We start from the raw sequence: 18,432 nt of genomic DNA, 5'->3' as shown, positions 1-18,432 counted from the left end.
GCAAAAGCCGGGCGCAGAGAAACCCTACACCCGGCGGAACAAATGGCTCTGAAATCACAAAGCCCCATGTCTCGGCGGCAACTGGTCATTCAGATAAAAATTGCCGATATGGTGGTACTTCCAGCGAACCGGATCATGCAGGGAATGGGTTCTGGCATTGCGCCAGAAGCGATCCAGCCCGTAACTTTCCAGTGTCGAGCGTGCACCACCAAGCTCAATCAGCTTTGTTGCAGCAAGCTGCGCTACATCGGTGCCCAGCGCCTTGATCTCTGCAACGGCAATCGACGCCTCGGCAACCGTGCGTTCATTGGGATCGGCTGTGGCAACATCGAGAAAACGTCCCGCCCGTGCCAACAATGCGTCAGCCGCATGCACGCGGATTGTGACATCGCCCACCGCATGGATGGTATGCGGGTCCTCATAACCATGCTCTATCGTCAGTTCAAAGAACGGCCGTGAATGTGCCCGAACATAGGAAATGGTTTCGGCGAGCGCACCGCGCGCAATGCCAACTTGCACGGCCGCGTGGATGATCTGCGCAAACGGTCCCATCGCCGTTGGTCGGTCAAACGGGTCATCATGATCAACGACCTGGGACGGGGTAATCTCGACATCGTCGAATGTCACAGTGCCACTGCCAGTGGAGCGCTGCCCGAAGGACGTCCAGTCGTCCACCAGATCAAGCCCCGGTGTAGCACGGTCAATGAAAACAATATGGATGCGACCATTCGCCCCCTTGGCGACCGCCACGATAATGTGGGCAAACAGAGAGCCAGTGGAATAGAATTTCTGTCCATTCAGCACCAGCTTGCCGTTCTTCTCAGCAAAATGCGTCTTGTAATCAACCGGCGTTTTGGTGCCGATTTCCGTGAAGGCATTGCCGAAGCGCTCACCATTCAACACACGCTGAAAATAGTGCCGTTTTTGCTCTTCAGAACCAGACAATCGCAACGCCTCGACCATGAAGAAATGGTTTTGCGGAATCTGACCAATCGACGAATCCGCCGCGGAAATGATAGCCGTCACCTCGGCCAGCGTAACGGCAGAAACACCCGCACCACCATAGTCCTTGGGCACCGAAATTGCCCAGAGACCACTCTGCGAATACCGTTCAATTTCTGCAATTGGCAAACGCCGTTCCCGATCCCGTTCAGCGGCACCGACAGCGAATTCCGCGGCCAGTTCGCGGGCCACGACAATGGCCTCGGCATCATCACGGATGATGTGCGCATGGGTTCGCAGAGGTGGGATATGCGGTGCCGGGCGCCCCTTGGTCAGCGCGGCCTGGCGATGAAGCTGACGATCTGTCGTGGTCATCGGCGACACCTCAGTTCCAGGCATGGCGTGGCGGATGTTCGCCATTCAGATAATAATTGCCGACATGGTAGAACTTCCAGCGCACAGGATCATGCAGCGTGTGAACACGCGCATTGCGCCAATGACGATCCAACCCGTGTTCGGCCAGTGTTGAGCGCGTACCGGCCAGTTCAAACAACTTGTTGGTGGCGAGAATGGCAATCTCTGTTGTTAGAACCTTGGCCTCCCCGGTCTTGATCGTCGCTTCTGAAACAGTCTCAAGCGTGGTGTTGGCACGTCCAACATCTATGCTGCGGCCGGCAATTTCCAGCAATGCTTCGGCTGCATGCAGCTTGATCTTCAGATCCCCAATCGCCGCGATGGTGAACAGGTCTTCGCTGGCACTTTGTTTGCCGCTGTCGATCCAAGGGCGGCTGAATTTCTTGACGAAAGTGATGGTGTCTTCAATTGCGCCCCGCGCAATACCCACATCAATTGCCGCCTGAATAATCTGCGACACCGGGCCACCAACCGTTGGATGATCAAAAGAGGTCACCTTGACGGCACGCACCTTCGGCACCCGCACATTCTCGATCTTGACTGAACCGGACGCCGTCGTACGCTGGCCAAAACTTGACCAGTTATTGGTTACGGTCAGGCCCGGCGCATCGCGCTCAGCAAACACCAGGAACCCCTGTCCCTGCTCGTCGACGCCAACAATCGGCACGACATGCGACAGCAGCGCACCGGTCGCATAAAACTTCTCGCCATGAACGATGACATCATCACCGTCATGCACCACCTTGGTCTCGAAATCAGCAACCGTCTTGCTCTTCAATTCCGAAAAAGCATTACCGTAACGAAGCCCTTGCAGGGCCCAGCCAAAGAACAGCTCTTTCTGTTCTTCTGTGCCATCAAGATCAACCGTTGCCACAATGGCCAGATGGTTCTGGGTGATCTGCGCAATGGCCGGATCGGCAGTGGCAATGATTGAAATCACCTGGGCAAGCGTCGCATAGGACACCTCAGGCCCACCATAGGCGCGCGGCACATTGATGCTCCACAGACCACTTTGGGAATATTCATCCAGCTCGTTGATCGGCAGCAGGCCCTCACGATCGCGCAGGGCAGCATCGACCTTGAAACGTGCAGCAAGGCGTTCTGCGATCTCAATGGCCTCGGCATCACTTTTGATAATATGCGCTGGCTCCGCAGGCCGTGGCCGTGGGGCAACCGGATCATTGGAATTGACGCGCGGGTGGACGGAATAATCAATTTTGGTTTCTGAAACGGTACCCATGGTCATGCCTCATCGGGTTCGAATAATAGGGGTTAGATCGCAAGCCGGGTTTGCTGGCCGCGTTTAATGGCTTCAATATCGCGGTAATGTTCCGCCGGATGGTCGGATGGCAGGTAAGGCCCTTTGCCGAAAAGCTTTTCCCGCAATGTGCCGGGATGATAGGATGTGGGGTAAACGCCGCGCTTTTGCAGTTCGGGAACGATGTATTGCACCACGTCTTCGAAACTGTCGGGTGTTACGGCGTAGGCAAGATTGAAGCCGTCAACATCGGTGTCGTCGACCCATTCCTGCAATATGTCGGCAATCTGGCTCGGCGAACCGACAAACACCGGACCGAGCCCGCCAATGCCACCGAATTTTGCCAGCTCATCAATGGTCCAGGACTTGTCCCCGCCAGCAATGTGCTCAACGAACGAATGGATCGCATTGGTTTCAACCTTCTGGATCACATCGGTTGGCGCATATTGCCCAAAGTCGATGCCGCTCCAGCCGGACATGAACACCAGCGAACCGTCATAGGACACGTACTGCCGGTAGTCCTCGAATTTGGCCTTGGCCTTTTCTTCCGTCTCATCGGTGATGATGGTCAAAAGCGTGTAGATGCGCAACGCCTTAGGATCGCGTCCCGCGGCCGTTGCCTTTTGGCGAATTTCAGAGACATAAGCTTTGAGAACCGATTTGGTCGGCGCTGCCACAAACACACATTCGGCATGTTCTGCGGCAAACTTTTTGCCCGGCCCCGATGCACCGGCCTGATAAAGCACCGGTGTCCGCTGCGGTGATGGCTCCGTCAGCCCGTAACCGGGCACATCGAAATATTTGCCCTTGTGGCCAATCTCGTGAACCTTGGACGGATCAGTAAATATCCGGCCATCACGGTCACGCCGCACAGAGCCTTCTTCCCAGCTGCCTTCCAGAAGTTTGTAGACAACCTCCAGATATTCGTGGGCGATATCATAGCGGTTGTCATGCCGCTGCAGCCCGGCCTGCCCGATATTTTTGGCACCGCTTTCCAGATAGGAGGTAACGATGTTCCAGCCTATGCGCCCTTTGCTATGGTGATCGGCGGTCGCAAGGCGACGTGCGAAAATATAAGGGTGTTCGAAGGATGTCGACGCGGTGATGCCAATGCCCAGATGCTCCGTTGCCAGTGCAATGGGTGCGGCAAGCTGCAACGGATCATTGACAGGGATCTGCGCCGCCTGCTGAATGGCGTGGAAATTCGAGCACTTGTAGACATCGTAATAGCCAATGACATCGGCGATGAAGATGCCGTCAAAAATGCCGCGTTCCAGCGTTCGAGCGAGATCCTGCCAATAGTCCAGATCCTTGTATTTCCAGGATTTATCCTTCGGGTGAGCCCAAAGGCCGGGAGACTGGTGACCGACACAGTTCATATCGAAGGCATTGAAATGGATCGTTTTTCTCATTCTGGCCTCGTGCTCCGCCTGTAAAAGGCGTGTTCGCCTCGGGTGGTAAACTGGCCTCAAGCATCGCAGAGTGAAAAACCAAAGATAGTAATTCTATCTTTTTTATCGATTACAAAGCGAAAGAATTTTCCGTCTTTTCCGCCTTCAACAAAAAAGCGTCGACACGGCTTTTAACCGCGCACATCGGCCCCTTTTACCGCTCTCCGCAAATCAATTCACGACAGGCTAATTTCCGGAGCAAATCTTTCTCCAAACTCAAATCCAAACGCTTTAAAATACTTTGTTTATCTATTTTATGGATTTTAAGCTGGCCGGGATAAATCAAAAATACGGGGAATATCTCGGTGGTGAACTCGGTCTTCGGTGCAGCAGGCACGTCGATATTTGAATCCATGTCGCGGCTGGCTGCAGAAACAGGCGCAATCAATCTGGGCCAGGGATTTCCGGAAGGTTTTGTGCCTGCAGCACTTGTGGAAGCCGCGATCTCAGCATTGCGTGACGGACCCCACCAATATCCGCCGATGATGGGATTGCCTGTTCTACGGCAGGCGGTTGCTGACAACGCCAAACGTTTCTTCAATCTGGACATTGACTGGCAACGTGAAGTGCTTGTCACCTCAGGTGCGACCGAAGCGCTGGCCGACACATTCCTCGCTTTGCTTGAAACCGGTGACGAGGTCATTCTTTTCGAACCAGTATATGATGCCTATGCCACACTGATCCGTCGGGCGGGTGGCGTTGTCGTGCCTGTCAGGCTTTTGCCGCCCCATTGGGATCTACCGCAGGACGCCCTGCAGAACGCCATCACCAGCAAAACGAAACTGATCGTCGTCAACACACCGATGAACCCGATCGGCAAGATTTTCTCACCCGAAGAGCTGCGTTTTCTCGGCGAGCTTGCCGTCAAACATGACCTCACCATTGTTTCCGATGAAGTCTACGAGCATCTGGTTTTTGACGGCCGCCCCTTCCATTCCCTGTTTGCGGTGGACGGTATTCGCGACCGTGTAGTCAGGATCGGTTCGGCTGGCAAAAGCTTTTCCGTGACCGGTTGGAAAGTCGGTTATGTGACAGCGTCGCCCAAACTGCTGGAGCCGATCGCCAGAGCCCACCAATACGTTACCTTCACGACCCCGCCTGCCTTGCAAGCCGCAGTGGCGACAGGGCTGAACCTGCCCGACAATTATTTCCTCGATCTGCGTCGCCAGTTGGCTGAGCGACGGGACTTGCTGGTCGATGGCTTGCGTGACGCAGGTTTCGAGGTCGCCGATGCTCCAGCCACCTATTTTGTCGTCGCGGATATTTCCACACTCGACACGGCTGGCGACGACCTTGCCTTTTGCCGCCGTCTGACGCTTGAAGCTGGCGTAACACCAGTGCCGATCTCATCCTTTTACGGTAGCCGCGATGTGCGCAGCCACGTGCGGTTCTGCTTTGCCAAAAAAGCAGAGACCCTCGTGAATGCAGTCGAGCGCCTTGCGCTGTGGCGGCAGGGACATGCGGTAAAGGTCGCATCATGAATCTGCATCTTACGCATCGCAATTACGATGCGGCGATTGCTGAGTTGCAGAACCGTTTTGGTGCTGCGGCATCAACCGGCGCGTCTGTTCTGGACCTGCATGCTGGCGATGAAAGCCACCATGCTCGCCAGCGCCCAGACATTGTTGTGCGGCCGCAGAGCACACAAGACGTTGCCGAGATCGTCAAGATCGCGGGCAGACATTGCATTCCGATCACAGCTTTTGGTGCCGGTTCGGGGCTTGAAGGTGGCGTTATTCCCGTTCACGGCGGAATTTCACTGGATACAAGTGAGCTCAACCAGATCGTTGAAATCCGTGCCGATGACATGATTGCACGGGTGGGCGCAGGCGTCCGCCGGCTCGACCTCAATCATGCGCTGCGTGATACCGGTCTGTTCTTTCCCGTAGATCCCGGTGCCAATGCGTCGATTGGTGGCATGGTATCGACCGGTGCCAGCGGCACCAATGCCGTGCGATATGGTGTGATGCGCGAAAACGTGCTCGGCCTGACTGTGGTGACGGCCAATGGCGATATCGTCAAAACGGGATCACTGGCGCGCAAATCATCCTCCGGTTATGACCTGACACGGTTGTTTGTCGGTTCCGAAGGCACACTTGGCATCGTCACCGAAGTTTTGTTGCGCCTGCATCCGATACCGGAAGCGAAATCTGCTCATGCCGGTTTTGCTACGCTGGCCGGTGCGGTAGACGCGGTCACCGATATCAAGCGCGCAGGCCTTTCCATCGGCCGTGTCGAACTGGTCGATCAACCCTTGGTCGACGTTATCAACCGTCGTGGACAGTTGCGCCTTGCGCCATTGCCAGCATTGTTTTTCGAGTTTCACGGCTCGGTCACGGAAATCGACACGCTGTCGGAAACCATTGAGCAGATCATCTCCGACAATGGCGGCACACCGCTGAGATGGACGGACACGGCGCAGGACACCAAACTATTATGGGAAACCCGCCGCGATTGCCTGGCCTGGGCCAAGGCTGAACGGCCCGGCTCTCACTCCTGGCCAAGCGATGTCTGCGTGCCAATCTCACGATTGGCGGAGGTAATCCTAGAAACACGACAGGATGTCGCTAGCTCCACCGCACCCGCCTTTATCGTCGGCCATGTGGGAGACGGCAATTTCCACTGCGTTTTCATGTTGCACGAGCACGAAGAAACAGAGGTGGCGGATTACGCTTCCCGCATCGTGCAACGGGCCATTGCAGCGGGCGGTACCGCCAGCGGTGAACACGGCATCGGGCTTGGCAAACGGCAGTACCTGCAAAGCGAACACGGCGCAGAAGCCATCGCGCTGATGCAGACGCTCAAAACCGCACTTGATCCCCTCGGCATTTTCAATCCCGGCAAGGTTCTCCCAGACGCCGGTCCATTTTCAAGCACATCATCAGAACACCCATAAGGACCATTCCATGCGTTATAAATCATTTGTCGCCGGCACCGTTTCCGCACTGGCATTGCTTCTGGCAACCCATGCCACGGCACTCGCCGAAACAATCAAGTTCGGTGTTACCGCTGGCCCGCATGCCCAGATTGCCGAAGCAATCGTCCCTGTTGCCAAGGCCAAGGGTCTGGACATCCAGATCATCGAATTTTCTGATGGTGCACTGATCGACCCGGCCACCAATGATGGCGATCTCGATGCCAACGGTTTTCAGCACACGCCTTATCTTGATCGTCAGAATGCCGATCGCGGACTGAAGCTTGTGGCGGTTGGCGGCAAGACAGTGCTTTTGCCGATGGCCGGTTACTCCCACAAATACAAATCCGTGGCCGATCTGCCAGAGGGTGCACAGGTCACCATTCCCAATGATCCGAGTAATGCCGGACGCGCCCTTAAACTGCTGGAAGCTGGCGGCCTCCTGAAGCTCACCCCCGGCGTCACCTTCAACGCCACCGAACTGGACATCATCGAAAACCCGAAGAAAATCAAAATCGTACCGCTTGAGACGGCACAACTCCCGCGATCGCTTGAAGATGTTGATTTCTCCGTCATCACTTCGCATTTCGCACTCTCGGCCGGTCTCAACCCGAGCAAGGACAGCCTGCTGATTGAAGATCAGCTTTCTGAATATTTCTGCCTGATCGCGGTTGCCGAAAAGAACAAGGATGCGCCTTGGGTCAACACCCTTATCGAAGCCTACAAGTCCCCGGACGTGAAAGCCTTCATCGACAAGAAGTTCGAAGGCAACGTGATCGCGGGCTGGTAACATGACCCTTCTGGCACGCACAGACGGAGCGACCGAAACGGAGCCACGCTCACAGGAGCATGGCACTGGCCTTCGCCCTGCAAACACAAGGCCGATCATCGAAATCCATTCGCTGAGCAAGATCTATGACGCCAAAAGCGGCCCCGTGCTGGATGACATCAGCTTGAATGTCAGCGAAGGTTCGATACACGGCATTATTGGTCGCTCCGGTGCTGGTAAAAGCACATTGGTGCGCTGCCTGAACGGGCTCGTCAGCCCCTCCTCTGGCAGGGTATTCGTGTCCGGCCAGGAAATAAGCGCCCTGAAGGGACAGGACCTGCGTAAGGCGCGGCGGCAGATTGCCATGGTGTTCCAGCATTTCAGCCTGTTGTCGTCCCGCACGGCAGCGGCCAATGTTGCTCTGCCGCTGGAAATTGCCGGCATAGCCAAAGAAACCATTCGCAAACGTGTCCCCGACCTTCTGGAACTGGTTGGCCTTTCGGGCAAGGCAGATGCCTATCCGTCAGAGCTTTCCGGCGGGCAGAAACAGCGCATCGGTATTGCCCGTGCACTTGCCCTTGAACCAGCCGTGCTGTTGTCCGATGAGGCAACATCAGCGCTGGATCCGGAAACCACAGAACAGATCCTCGATCTACTCAAGGATATCAATCGCCGCATCGGGCTTAGCATCGTGCTGATCACGCATGAGATGGATGTGGTCCGGCAAATCGCTGATCACGTGACGGTTCTGGAGCAGGGACGGATCATCGAAAGCGGCCCGACATTTGATGTCTTTGCCTTTCCGCGTTCCAAGACAGCGCGCTCATTCCTCTCCAGCATCGTCGCACATGACCTGCCGGAAGAGGTGACCGCACGGTTGGTGCAGGAAGCCACAGGCGACACCGACCCGGTCATTCGCATCACCTTTACCGGTTCATCGGCACATAGTGCCGTTGTTGCCGACCTTGTCGAGCGTTTCAAAGTGCGGCCCAACATTCTGCATGGGCGCATTGATTACATAGGGGGTGCAGCACTCGGCATCCTCACCATTGTCTCGGAAAACACCGGACCACGCCTGTCTGACATTCTGTCTTACCTGTCATCCCTCGGTCTACATGGAGAGGTTATCGGTCATGCTGTCCGACCTGCTGTCACCGGCGCTCATCGCGCTGCTCATTGAATCAATCAAGCAGACCGTTACAATGGTGGCGGTGGCTGCCCTGCTCTCGACGCTCATCGGCCTGCCACTCGGCGTGCTGCTTGTCGTCACTTCGCCAGGACAGTTTCTGGAGCGGCCAATTTTCAACCGGGTCACCGGCACCCTGATCAATCTCATCCGCTCGACACCCTTCATCATCCTGATGGTGGCAATCATTCCCTTTACCCGGTTGGTAGCCGGCACGACCGTTGGTACATTTGCGGCCATCGTGCCGCTGACGGTGGCAATCACCCCGCTTTATGCCCGGCTTGCCGAAACCGCGATGCGCGAGGTTGATCAAAGCCTGATCGAAGCGGCTGAAAGCATGGGCGCAACACCGCTGCAAATCATCTTCAAGGTGCTGTTGCCGGAAGCCCTGCCCGGCATCATCGCTGGCCAAACCGTCACGCTGGTCAGCCTGATCGGGTACTCCGCCATGGCTGGCACTGTGGGTGGTGGTGGATTGGGTGATCTTGGCATCCGTTTTGGTTACCAGCGGTTCATGCCTGAGGTCATGGTCGCGGTGGTCGTCATCCTCGTCGCAATTGTCCAATCCGTGCAGATGACCGGCGATTTTGCCGCCCGGCTCGTCAATCACCGCATTGCGCGCAGCCGCCGCTCCGCCTGACAGCGGGCCAGCGCCGACGCAGGAACCTTTTTAATTTCAGGGCTCAGGCTCGCCAACGTAATTCAAAGGAGAACATCATGACCGTTCATACGCTTGCTACCCAACTGCCCTTTGTCGACATTTCCCGTTTCAACGCCGGTCCTGAAGAGCGCGCGCGCTTCATCGATGAGCTGCGCAACATCCTACATGACCATGGCTTTTTCTATCTGACCGGCCATGGCGTGGATCCAAAGTTTCTTGCAGACGTCGTCGCGGCCTCCAAGCGGTTTTTCGCCCTGCCTGAAAAGGACAAGCTGGAGATCGAAATGGTCAAGTCTCCGCATTTCCGCGGGTACAACCGTGCAGGCCTTGAACATACGCGCGGTCAGCAGGATTGGCGCGAACAGGTGGATATCAACAATGAGTCCACGCCGGTTGAAATTGGTCCAGATACCCCCGCCTGGGCACGCCTGATCGGACCCAACCAGTGGCCATCAGCCTTGCCGGAACTCAAAGACCTGCTACTGGCTTATCAGGCAGAAGTGACGCGCATCGGCATCGATGTGCTGAAAGCCATTTCCGTCGCTCTCGGTCAGGACGAAAACGTCTTCTCCAGCATCTATGACCCAGAGCCGACAAAACTTCTGAAAATCATTCGTTACCCCGGCCGTGATGTGGCGCAGAGCGATCAGGGCGTTGGCGCCCATAAGGATGGCGGCTTCGTCACCGTGTTGCTGCAGGACGTCGTTCCGGGCCTGCGTGTGCAGACGGAAGATGGCGTCTGGATTGATGCGCCACCGGTTCCCGGCACCTTTATCATCAACACCGGCGAATTGCTGGAGCTGGCCACCAACGGTTTCGTGCGCGCCGACGTTCACGACGTCATCGTGCCACCAGCCGGCACCGAACGTTTCTCCGTCGCCTTCTTCATGGGTGCTCGTTACGATGCCAGCATCCCAGTCATTGACCTGCCGGAAGAGTTGAAGCGCAGCGAACGCGGCATCACCGTTGACCCGCTGAACCCGATCTTCCGCGAGGTAGGCAATAATGTTCTGAAAAGCCGTCTGCGTTCACATCCCGATGTGGCACGAGCCCACTACGCCGACCTGCTGACACCGGAACAGCTGACCGGCAACAAGGTGGCTTCGGCCTACTAGCTCCTCGAAACAACAGACCCACCGGCCTTTCTATAGGCAGTGGGTCTTTCCAATGCATGTTGAACAAGCTGTGATCTGGACGCGCGTTTTGTTCGAAAAATTATCCGCTTTGTGTTTTATAAATAGTCTATAAAATCTATGTAATTTAATTGTTGCTGCTAAGTTTTTCCCTATCAAACGATGAGGGGCAAACCATGTCAGAGCTTTCCAGCAAATCTTCACCCGCCAAACGCAGTATCAGCCGCCGCACTATCCTCAAATCTGCCGCAGCTGTGGGAGCCACCGCAGCAGTTGGCGCGTTGGCGGGTCGCACAACAAGCTATGCCATCGCAGGCAACCTCATTCCCATCAAGCTGGAATGGACCGAAGTGGCAGCCTGCCACTCTCCCGTTGGTTTTGGCCTTTCCAAGGGCATCTACGCCAAACACGGGCTGGATGTGGAACTGTTCTACCAGGGTGCCAGCGGCCAGACCCTCATCCAGGCACTGGCAACCCGCAAGGCAGAAGCAGGCCCTGGCCTTCTCTATGATTGGCTGAAACCCATCGAACAGGGTTTTGACGTCAAGTTGTTTGCCGGCTCGCATGGTGGCTGCCAGCGCGTTCTGGTCAAGCCGGATTCCGGCATCAAGACTCTGCTCGACCTCAAGGGCAAAACCATCGGCACATTTGATGTGATGTCGCCGTCGCGCGTTGCCTTCTCGGTGGCATTGGCAAAGGCTGGCCTCAACCCGGAAACCGACGTCACCTGGAAGGTCTTCCCCTTCGATCTGGTCGCCGAAGGTGTGTTGAAGGGAGAAGCCGATGCGGTCGCGCATATGGACCCCTGGGCTTATTCCTATGAAAAACAGCATGGCTTCGTGAAAATTGCCGACACCCAGACCGAAACATTCCAGGACCGCGTGTGCTGCGTACTGGGCGTTAACGGCGATTATTATGAGGCAAACAAGGATGTCATCAAACGTGTGGCCTCTGCCAACCTCGAAGTGCATCAATATACCGCCAAGCACCCGGATGAAGTGGCCAAGTGGTATTTCGATACACTCAAACCTGGCCTTCCCCTGGAAGACCTGACGGAAGTCCTTGCGTCCTTCACCTACCATGACCACTGGTTCGGCAAGGAACTGCTGAATGAAGTCCGTATCGGTTACGAGGATCTGAAACTGACCGGCGTTGCCGATGCATCGACCGATCCGGAAGAAATCGCCAATCGCATCACCATCGACATTTTCGCGTGAGCTGAACAATGACCGATGTGTTGAGAAACGATTTTGGCACAGTTCCACAGGCAGCCTTTCGGCCATGGAAACCATGGCGGAATGGCGTGCTGGCTGCTGCGAGCTGGGGGACGGCAGCGGCAGTCACTTATCTGCTACCTGACGTCATCAACTGGAATGCTACTGGTCTGTTTGCCACCGTCGTCGCTGGCATAGCTCTCCTGTTGCTCGCCTTGGCGTTTGTTGTTCCGCTGTCCGACAAAAGAACAAAGACATTGCAGCATTATGGCCCGTGGCTGGTTGCCATTGGTGTCTGGTTTGCGGTCTGGGAATTGCTGACCGCAAAACTAGGCTGGCTGCCAAAGCCGTTTTTTTCGCCACCACAGGGCCTACTCAACGTCTACATCACAGACTGGGAGCGGCTACTGGTCTGCGTTGGATATACCGCCCGTCTGTGGTCGCTCGGTTTCTTCTCCGGCATTGCGGTTGGCTTTGTGGCCGGTGTCGCTCTCGGTTGGTCAAAATCCTTTGCTTACTGGGGCATGCCAGTTTTGAAACTGATCGGCCCCGTGCCGGCAAGTGCGTGGATACCCTGCACCTTCTTCATTTTCCCAAGCACATTCCAAGCGTCGATTTTTCTGGTGGCTCTGGCATCGGGCATTCCTGTCGCCATTCTCACCGCCGCGGGTGTGGGACAGGTCAATCGTGCCTATTATGATGTTGCGCTAACACTGGGTGCATCCACCTCCTACCTGATTTTCAAAGTGGCGGTGCCAGCGTCATTGCCCAATGTGTTCGTCGGGCTGTTTATGGCGCTCTATTATTCTTTCGCAGTTCTGGTCGTTGCGGAAATGCTCGGCGCAAAATTTGGCCTCGGCTGGTACCTGCAATTCAACACAGCCTATTCCGCGTATGCCAATGTCTACGCGGCGCTGATCATCATGGCGCTTATCTGCGCTGGCCTGGTTCGATTGCTGTTCGTTCTCCGAGACAGGCTTCTCAACTGGCAGAAGGGAATTCTCTGATGGCCCTTGCCTTTTCCTCGACCGAAGACAGAAACCGCAACCTGCGTCTTGAGATTGACAGCGTTTCCCATCACTACGATTTGGGAGACCGCACCCTGCCCGTGCTCGACAATGTTTCGATCAGCGTCAAACCTGGAGAGTTCGTGGCGCTGCTTGGCCCGTCTGGTTGCGGTAAATCCACATTACTGCGGCTGGCTGCCGGGCTGGAGCAACCCAGCCAGGGATTGCTCAGCGAGGACGGCACGCCGATCACCAATCCCGACCCGGACCGTATTCTGGTGTTTCAGGATGCAACCCTGTTTCCCTGGCTCACCGTGCGCAAAAACATTGCCTCAGGTCTGGATGCACGCGGCGTGCTGAAAGAACAACAACACCGGGTCGGTGAGCTTCTGAAACTGGTAAAGCTGGAAGCCTTCGCCGACGCCTATCCGCATCAGCTTTCAGGCGGCATGGCGCAGCGCGTCGCCATTGCCCGGGCTCTCGTCAATGATCCAAAATTGCTGCTGCTGGATGAACCCTTCGGCAAGCTTGATTCCCTGACCCGGTTGACCATGCAGAAAGAGCTGTTGCAGCTGTGGAAGCAAACGGGATTTACGGCGCTGCTTGTCACCCATGATGTCGAAGAAGCCTTGCTTCTCGCAGACCGTGTCATCGTGTTTTCGGATCGCCCGGCGCGCATCGTCGCTGAGGTCAATGTCACCAAATCACATCCACGCAAGCGCGATGACAGTGACCTCGTGGATTTGCGCCGCAGTCTGCTGGAACAGTTGGGGGTGTCCCACGATGTTTGAGAAGCGGTTTGTCGTACTCACCCTGTCTTTGTCCATCACACTGCTATTGCTCAGCCTTGGCTGGTGGTGGCTGGTTTTCGGCAATGTCGTCGAAAACGGCTACATCACAACGGCACAGGCCGCGACATGCCTTGCTGCTGAGACCGATCTTTGTCGTCTCGCGCAGGCCCTCTGCAGCAACGAACATTTTTTTGAAATCCGCTGGTACGCACCGGAAACCCTTTGGGCATCAGCAGCCCTGCTGCTCGTTGCACTGGCCCAGACGTCCTTTCGACCAAACACACCATAACCAGACCTGTTTCCCAACCCGTTTCAAGGAGGAAGACGATGACCATTCAACAATCCACCGACGAAATTCTACAATCTGTCCCGCAGCAGCCGACAGGTACAGCAACCTTCAAAAGCGTTCATCCGGAAACACAGGCCATTCACGGGGGCAGCTTCCGTTTTGACCCGACAACAGGAGCCGTTGCGGTTCCGATTTACCAGACCACATCCTTCCAGCTTCCCGGCACCGACGGCGCCGACAAGTTGTTTGCGCTGGAAGCACCGGGACATCTCTACACCCGCGTGTCCAACCCCACACAGGACGCCTTTGAACAACGTCTGGCAGAGCTGGAAGGCGGCGCGGCCGCACTTGCAGTTTCCTCCGGCCAGGCAGCCTCTGCCTTCGCCATTCTCAACCTTGCTCGATCAGGAGACAACATCGTCAGCGCAGCCGGTCTTTACGGTGGCACATGGGCGCTATTTGCCGCCACACTGAAGAACTTCGGTATCGAAACCCGCTTTGTTGATGGCAATGATCCTGAAGCCTTTGCCCGCGCAACCGACGACCGCACCCGCGCCTATTACGCGGAATCTCTGCCCAATCCCAAGCTGGAAGTGTTTCCCATTGGCGAGGTCGCAGCGATCGGCCGCAAGCTCGGCATTCCGCTGATCATCGACAATACGGCTGCACCGCTGACCATCAAACCGCTGGAGCACGGCGCTGCCATCGTGGTTTATTCCGCAACCAAATATATCGGTGGCCATGGCACATCAATTGGCGGCGCGATTGTTGACGGTGGCAATTTCCCTTGGGCGGATCTGGCGGATCGCCAGCCACAACTGAATGAACCTGACCCTAGCTATCAGGGCAAGACATGGATCGAAAAGGCCGATGCGATCGGCTTCTTCCCATATATCCTAAGGGCACGCGCCGTACTGCTGCGTGACATCGGTGCGGCGATCAGCCCGCAAAATGTCTTCCAGCTTATTCAGGGGCTGGAGACGCTGCCATTGCGCCTGCGTCAGCACAATGAAAACGCTATCAAGGTGGCTGAATTCCTGCAAAAGCACCCGAAGGTATCCAATGTCATCTTCCCGAAATTCCAGACGGGCAAAGCGGCCGACCGCGCCAAGACCTATCTGAAAAATGGTGCCTATGGCGCACTTGTTGGCTTCGAACTGAAATCGGGCCGCGACGCCGGGCGGCGTTTCATCGACTCGCTGCAACTCTTTTACCACCTCGCCAATATTGGCGATGCACGCTCACTGGCCATCCACCCGTCAACGACAACCCACTCGCAACTGTCGGTGGAGGACCAACTTAAAAGCGGCGTCACACCGGGCTATGTGCGCCTGTCAGTTGGCCTTGAACATCCCGATGACCTGATCGCCGATCTGACACAGGCACTGGAAAACGCATAATCACGCGTTCATGTCATCTGGACAATTCAAACGACTTCAGGGCTCCGTACGAAAGCTACGGGGCCTTTTTGCTATTTTGAAAAGATGAGATGGATTCTTCTCTCGGCTTAAAATCAGTGGATTTACCCGTGGTCTGACGAACGGTTGTAATGTATGCAACTTACGAGTGCCGATTTGGGGAACTGCATGACTTTCACGAATATTCAATCACTACGCGCGATCGCCGCTATCCTCGTTCTGTGTGCACATTTGGGCGGAATCGGAAGATTTGTTCCTGAGGCAACAGTCGTAGAAGGCCTATCGTGGGCCGTTTTCGGGGTAGATATTTTCTTCGTGATCAGCGGTTTTATCATTGCCCACGTTACTTCAAAGCAATGGGGAAACGGATTGGAATTTCTGGCACTACGAGCGATCCGTATCTACCCGCTCTATTGGTTGGCCATCCTTGTGTATATTGGGGTGCCGCGTGCAAATTCGTATTCTATCCAGTCTTTATTGCTACTTCCTGTTCTGAACGCTGACGGAAGTTTTTACCCCATTCTAGATGTGGGTTGGACACTGATTTTCGAAATGTTCTTCTACGCTTGTGTCGCGGCGTCGATGGCTCTTCCTAAGAGGTTTATGGTCGCCACTGTGATTGGTCTGTTGGCGACCTCGCACATCGCTAGCTACATGATGCCTGATGGAGCCTGGAAAGTGTTTTTTGGTCACACCATCCAGTTTGAATTTTGCATAGGTATTGGGGTCTGGAAGCTCTCAAAGATGGCGATGGATGGCCGACTGATTTCGGTCCTAGCGGTTGCCGCAATATGCTGTTTTCTCTTCGTTCCGTCCGGCGAGCCTACGCGGGTGATCGCGTACGGTTTCCCTGCAGGCGTCGTACTACTTACAGCCCTGTGGTTAGAGGAAAAAGGCTTAACCTCGCCAAGGTTTCTTACCTATCTCGGCGACGCGTCATTCGCGATTTATCTGACGCATCCCATTACGTTGATGAAGATCGCGCCGTCAGTAGGACGGTCACTTTCCTTCCTCGACCCAATCTCGGTGTGGTTCGCTATTGGAGCTGTATCGGTTGCCGTGGGAGTGGCCACTTATGCTCTGATCGACGGACCAGGGCATCGACTGTTGAAGCGGCTGTGCATATGGTTCTTCAACCTCCGCCTCGGCAAGAGTGCAAGGCAGGCGGCGGAGTAATCTGCCGCCTGGTTTCAAAGCCGTTGCAGGTGGCTTTTAAACGTCTTTGACAGGGCTTTCAAGTTGACGTGACGACGCCACAGTAAATGCAAATGGCCCAGATTTGCAATTTCTGCTGTCAAATTTGCAGAAATCGCGGCGAGCTACAACTCTGAAAAGAGTTTTTCGATTTTGCCGATTTGTCATGAGAGAATTTGGTAGCGGGAGAGGGACTTGAACCCCCGACACGCGGATTATGATTCCGCTGCTCTAACCACCTGAGCTACCCCGCCACAAGGAACGACGACTTTGTTTCAAGTCTTTGTTCCCTTAGGATGAGCGGCTTATAAAGTGCCGCTCCCTTTTATGTCAAGCGCAAGATTTGCAATTTTCATAGCTTTCGACAAGCCTGTGAATATTGCAGGATTTTACGCGGCCACCGAGCCTTCCAGCAGCGTCTTTAGAGACATCTCTGCTTCAGCCGAACGCTCTGAACGGCCAATGAAACCGCCGCCATACACGCGTGCGTCTGCACCTGGCGCAGAATAGAGCACGCAAGCCTGCCCCGGTGCCACGCCAGCTTCGCCCACCATCAGGTCCACATAAACGCCGTTGCCGTCATAATGGACAAAAGCCTCTGCTGGTGGACGCGTAGAGCGGACCTTGGCAAAACAGCGAAAGCCATTTGCGGCATCTTCTTCCAGCGACCTGTCACCCAGCCAGTTGATGTCACGCAGATAAACACGGTGTGTTTCAAGCGCTTCCTTCGGGCCAACAATCACCCGCTTGCCGCGCGCATCGAGATGCACGACATAAAGTGGTTCACCAGTTGCGACGCCGATACCGCGACGCTGACCGATGGTGTAATTGACGATGCCTTCGTGGCGGCCAAGCACACGGCCGTCGAGATGAACAATGTCACCCGACAGAGCCGCATTCGGCTTCAGTTTGTTTATGACATCGGTATATTTGCCCTGTGGCACAAAACAGATGTCCTGACTGTCCGCCTTCTTGGCGACGACAAGGCCCATTTCTTCCGCCAGTTCGCGGGTCTGCGCTTTGGAGAGGCCGCCAAGCGGGAAACGTAGGTAATCGATCTGTTCCTGCGTTGTCGCAAACAGGAACCAGCTCTGGTCACGATCACTGTCAATCGGACGGTAAAGCGCCCGTCGGTTTGGATTACCGGGAACCGGGTTGTTGCGAGAGCGGATATAATGCCCAGTCGCCAGCGCATCGGCACCCAACTCCTGCGCAGTCTTCAGAAGATCTGCAAATTTGACAGTCTGGTTGCAGGCAACGCAAGGAATGGGTGTTTCACCCATGGCATAACTTTCCGCGAACGGGTTGATCACCGTTTCGCGAAAGCGTGCTTCGTAATCCAGCACGTAATGCGGAATGCCAAGCGTTTCACAAACGCGGCGCGCATCATCAATGTCCTGACCTGCACAGCAGGAACCGGCGCGGTGTACGGCTGCGCCATGGTCATAGAGCTGCAGGGTGATACCGAGGACATCATAGCCCTCACGCTTGAGGATACCCGCCACCACGGAGGAATCCACACCGCCGGACATGGCGACAACAACGCGCGTGTCTTCCGGCTTCTTGTCAAAGTCGAGTGTATTCAAGTTTTTGTCCAATCGTCAGCCATACCGGGGGTCAAGGCCCCGGCGCCTGTCGTTCAATTCCACAAACATGCCGCAGAGCAGCCTGGCGCTCAAGAGGTTAGCAACGTGGATTTTGAGGGTGCATATAAAGAATATCGCGCCCGCAAACAAGTACAGGGCGGGAAACCCGCCCTGCCCTGTAAGCATATCTCGCTTCTGTCGTTAA

At 55.6% G+C, this 18,432-nt stretch carries 16 protein-coding genes and 1 tRNA gene; 12 read left to right on the top strand and 5 right to left on the bottom strand.

All coding sequences use genetic code 11. The features are described from left to right. Positions 1–54: 54 nt before the first annotated feature. Genes IB237_RS08270 through IB237_RS08260 form a run of 3 tightly spaced genes read right to left on the bottom strand, consistent with a single transcriptional unit; the run spans position 55 to position 4,026 of the window. Positions 55–1,317, bottom strand: a complete 1,263-nt coding sequence (locus IB237_RS08270; RefSeq protein WP_192488173.1) for an SfnB family sulfur acquisition oxidoreductase — start codon at positions 1,315–1,317, stop codon at positions 55–57. 10 nt (positions 1,318–1,327) lie between these two features. Next, on the bottom strand, positions 1,328–2,596 hold the full coding sequence (locus tag IB237_RS08265; RefSeq protein WP_192488172.1) for an SfnB family sulfur acquisition oxidoreductase: 1,269 nt from the start codon (positions 2,594–2,596) through the stop codon (positions 1,328–1,330). Between the two features lie 32 nt (positions 2,597–2,628). Then, entirely contained in the window at positions 2,629–4,026 is a 1,398-nt protein-coding gene (locus tag IB237_RS08260; RefSeq protein ID WP_192488171.1) for an LLM class flavin-dependent oxidoreductase, read from the bottom strand. Positions 4,027–4,370: 344 nt separating this feature from the next. On the opposite strand from IB237_RS08260, the gene IB237_RS08255 reads away from it, so the two are divergent. The 12 genes from IB237_RS08255 (at position 4,371) to IB237_RS08200 (ending at position 16,623) form a co-directional block, all read left to right on the top strand. Next, positions 4,371–5,546, top strand: coding sequence for an aminotransferase (locus IB237_RS08255; protein WP_192488170.1), 1,176 nt, complete (start codon positions 4,371–4,373; stop codon positions 5,544–5,546). Next, a complete protein-coding gene (locus IB237_RS08250) occupies positions 5,543–6,961 on the top strand; it encodes an FAD-binding oxidoreductase (protein WP_192488169.1) in 1,419 nt (472 codons plus the stop codon). Before IB237_RS08255 ends, IB237_RS08250 begins: the two co-directional genes overlap by 4 nt. A gap of 10 nt (positions 6,962–6,971) precedes the next feature. Further along, on the top strand, positions 6,972–7,769 hold the full coding sequence (locus tag IB237_RS08245) for a MetQ/NlpA family ABC transporter substrate-binding protein (protein WP_192488168.1): 798 nt from the start codon (positions 6,972–6,974) through the stop codon (positions 7,767–7,769). Between the two features lies 1 nt (position 7,770). Beyond that, positions 7,771–8,928 carry a methionine ABC transporter ATP-binding protein gene (locus tag IB237_RS08240; RefSeq protein WP_192488167.1) on the top strand — a complete coding sequence of 386 codons (1,158 nt, stop codon included), beginning with the start codon at positions 7,771–7,773 and terminating at the stop codon, positions 8,926–8,928. Beyond that, positions 8,882–9,574: a methionine ABC transporter permease gene (locus IB237_RS08235; protein WP_192488166.1), complete on the top strand. Its 693-nt coding sequence runs from the start codon at positions 8,882–8,884 to the stop codon at positions 9,572–9,574. The genes IB237_RS08240 and IB237_RS08235 overlap by 47 nt, the downstream gene beginning before the upstream one ends. A gap of 77 nt (positions 9,575–9,651) precedes the next feature. After that, positions 9,652–10,710 (top strand): isopenicillin N synthase family oxygenase, encoded by a 1,059-nt coding sequence (locus tag IB237_RS08230; RefSeq protein WP_192488165.1) that lies wholly within the window; start codon positions 9,652–9,654, stop codon positions 10,708–10,710. Positions 10,711–10,904: 194 nt separating this feature from the next. Then, the gene (locus IB237_RS08225; RefSeq protein WP_192488164.1) at positions 10,905–11,945 is read left to right on the top strand and encodes an ABC transporter substrate-binding protein; all 1,041 of its coding nucleotides are present in this window, start codon (positions 10,905–10,907) and stop codon (positions 11,943–11,945) included. A gap of 8 nt (positions 11,946–11,953) precedes the next feature. Then, complete coding sequence (locus IB237_RS08220) at positions 11,954–12,949, top strand: ABC transporter permease (RefSeq protein WP_192488163.1); 996 nt, start codon at positions 11,954–11,956, stop codon at positions 12,947–12,949. Next, positions 12,949–13,740, top strand: a complete 792-nt coding sequence (locus IB237_RS08215; protein ID WP_192488162.1) for an ABC transporter ATP-binding protein — start codon at positions 12,949–12,951, stop codon at positions 13,738–13,740. The genes IB237_RS08220 and IB237_RS08215 overlap by 1 nt, the downstream gene beginning before the upstream one ends. Beyond that, complete coding sequence (locus IB237_RS08210) at positions 13,733–14,029, top strand: hypothetical protein (protein WP_192488161.1); 297 nt, start codon at positions 13,733–13,735, stop codon at positions 14,027–14,029. Before IB237_RS08215 ends, IB237_RS08210 begins: the two co-directional genes overlap by 8 nt. Before the next feature lie 38 nt (positions 14,030–14,067). Continuing rightward, entirely contained in the window at positions 14,068–15,429 is a 1,362-nt protein-coding gene (locus IB237_RS08205; protein WP_192488160.1) for an O-acetylhomoserine aminocarboxypropyltransferase/cysteine synthase family protein, read from the top strand. A gap of 186 nt (positions 15,430–15,615) precedes the next feature. Continuing rightward, positions 15,616–16,623, top strand: coding sequence for an acyltransferase (locus IB237_RS08200; RefSeq protein WP_192488159.1), 1,008 nt, complete (start codon positions 15,616–15,618; stop codon positions 16,621–16,623). Positions 16,624–16,818: 195 nt separating this feature from the next. On the opposite strand, the gene IB237_RS08195 is transcribed toward IB237_RS08200, so the two are convergent. After that, positions 16,819–16,895, bottom strand: a tRNA-Met gene (locus IB237_RS08195). 135 nt (positions 16,896–17,030) lie between these two features. After that, positions 17,031–18,227 (bottom strand): tRNA 2-thiouridine(34) synthase MnmA, encoded by a 1,197-nt coding sequence (mnmA, locus tag IB237_RS08190; RefSeq protein ID WP_192488158.1) that lies wholly within the window; start codon positions 18,225–18,227, stop codon positions 17,031–17,033. Between the last annotated feature and the right edge of the window lie 205 nt (positions 18,228–18,432).

This window comes from Agrobacterium sp. AGB01, assembly GCF_014851585.1.
Classification (GTDB): Bacteria; Pseudomonadota; Alphaproteobacteria; order Rhizobiales; family Rhizobiaceae; genus Agrobacterium.
The sequence above is the reverse complement of the archived record's forward strand: the minus strand, read 5'-3'. Positions and strand labels throughout refer to the sequence as shown.

Coding starts and splice junctions, on each gene's coding strand:
- IB237_RS08270 (WP_192488173.1), bottom strand. CDS start 1,317: ATGACCACGACAGATCGTCAGCTTCATCGCCAGGCCGCGCTGACCAAG.
- IB237_RS08265 (WP_192488172.1), bottom strand. CDS start 2,596: ATGGGTACCGTTTCAGAAACCAAAATTGATTATTCCGTCCACCCGCGC.
- IB237_RS08260 (WP_192488171.1), bottom strand. CDS start 4,026: ATGAGAAAAACGATCCATTTCAATGCCTTCGATATGAACTGTGTCGGT.
- IB237_RS08250 (WP_192488169.1), top strand. CDS start 5,543: ATGAATCTGCATCTTACGCATCGCAATTACGATGCGGCGATTGCTGAG.
- IB237_RS08245 (WP_192488168.1), top strand. CDS start 6,972: ATGCGTTATAAATCATTTGTCGCCGGCACCGTTTCCGCACTGGCATTG.
- IB237_RS08240 (WP_192488167.1), top strand. CDS start 7,771: ATGACCCTTCTGGCACGCACAGACGGAGCGACCGAAACGGAGCCACGC.
- IB237_RS08235 (WP_192488166.1), top strand. CDS start 8,882: ATGCTGTCCGACCTGCTGTCACCGGCGCTCATCGCGCTGCTCATTGAA.
- IB237_RS08230 (WP_192488165.1), top strand. CDS start 9,652: ATGACCGTTCATACGCTTGCTACCCAACTGCCCTTTGTCGACATTTCC.
- IB237_RS08225 (WP_192488164.1), top strand. CDS start 10,905: ATGTCAGAGCTTTCCAGCAAATCTTCACCCGCCAAACGCAGTATCAGC.
- IB237_RS08220 (WP_192488163.1), top strand. CDS start 11,954: ATGACCGATGTGTTGAGAAACGATTTTGGCACAGTTCCACAGGCAGCC.
- IB237_RS08215 (WP_192488162.1), top strand. CDS start 12,949: ATGGCCCTTGCCTTTTCCTCGACCGAAGACAGAAACCGCAACCTGCGT.
- IB237_RS08210 (WP_192488161.1), top strand. CDS start 13,733: ATGTTTGAGAAGCGGTTTGTCGTACTCACCCTGTCTTTGTCCATCACA.
- IB237_RS08205 (WP_192488160.1), top strand. CDS start 14,068: ATGACCATTCAACAATCCACCGACGAAATTCTACAATCTGTCCCGCAG.
- IB237_RS08200 (WP_192488159.1), top strand. CDS start 15,616: ATGACTTTCACGAATATTCAATCACTACGCGCGATCGCCGCTATCCTC.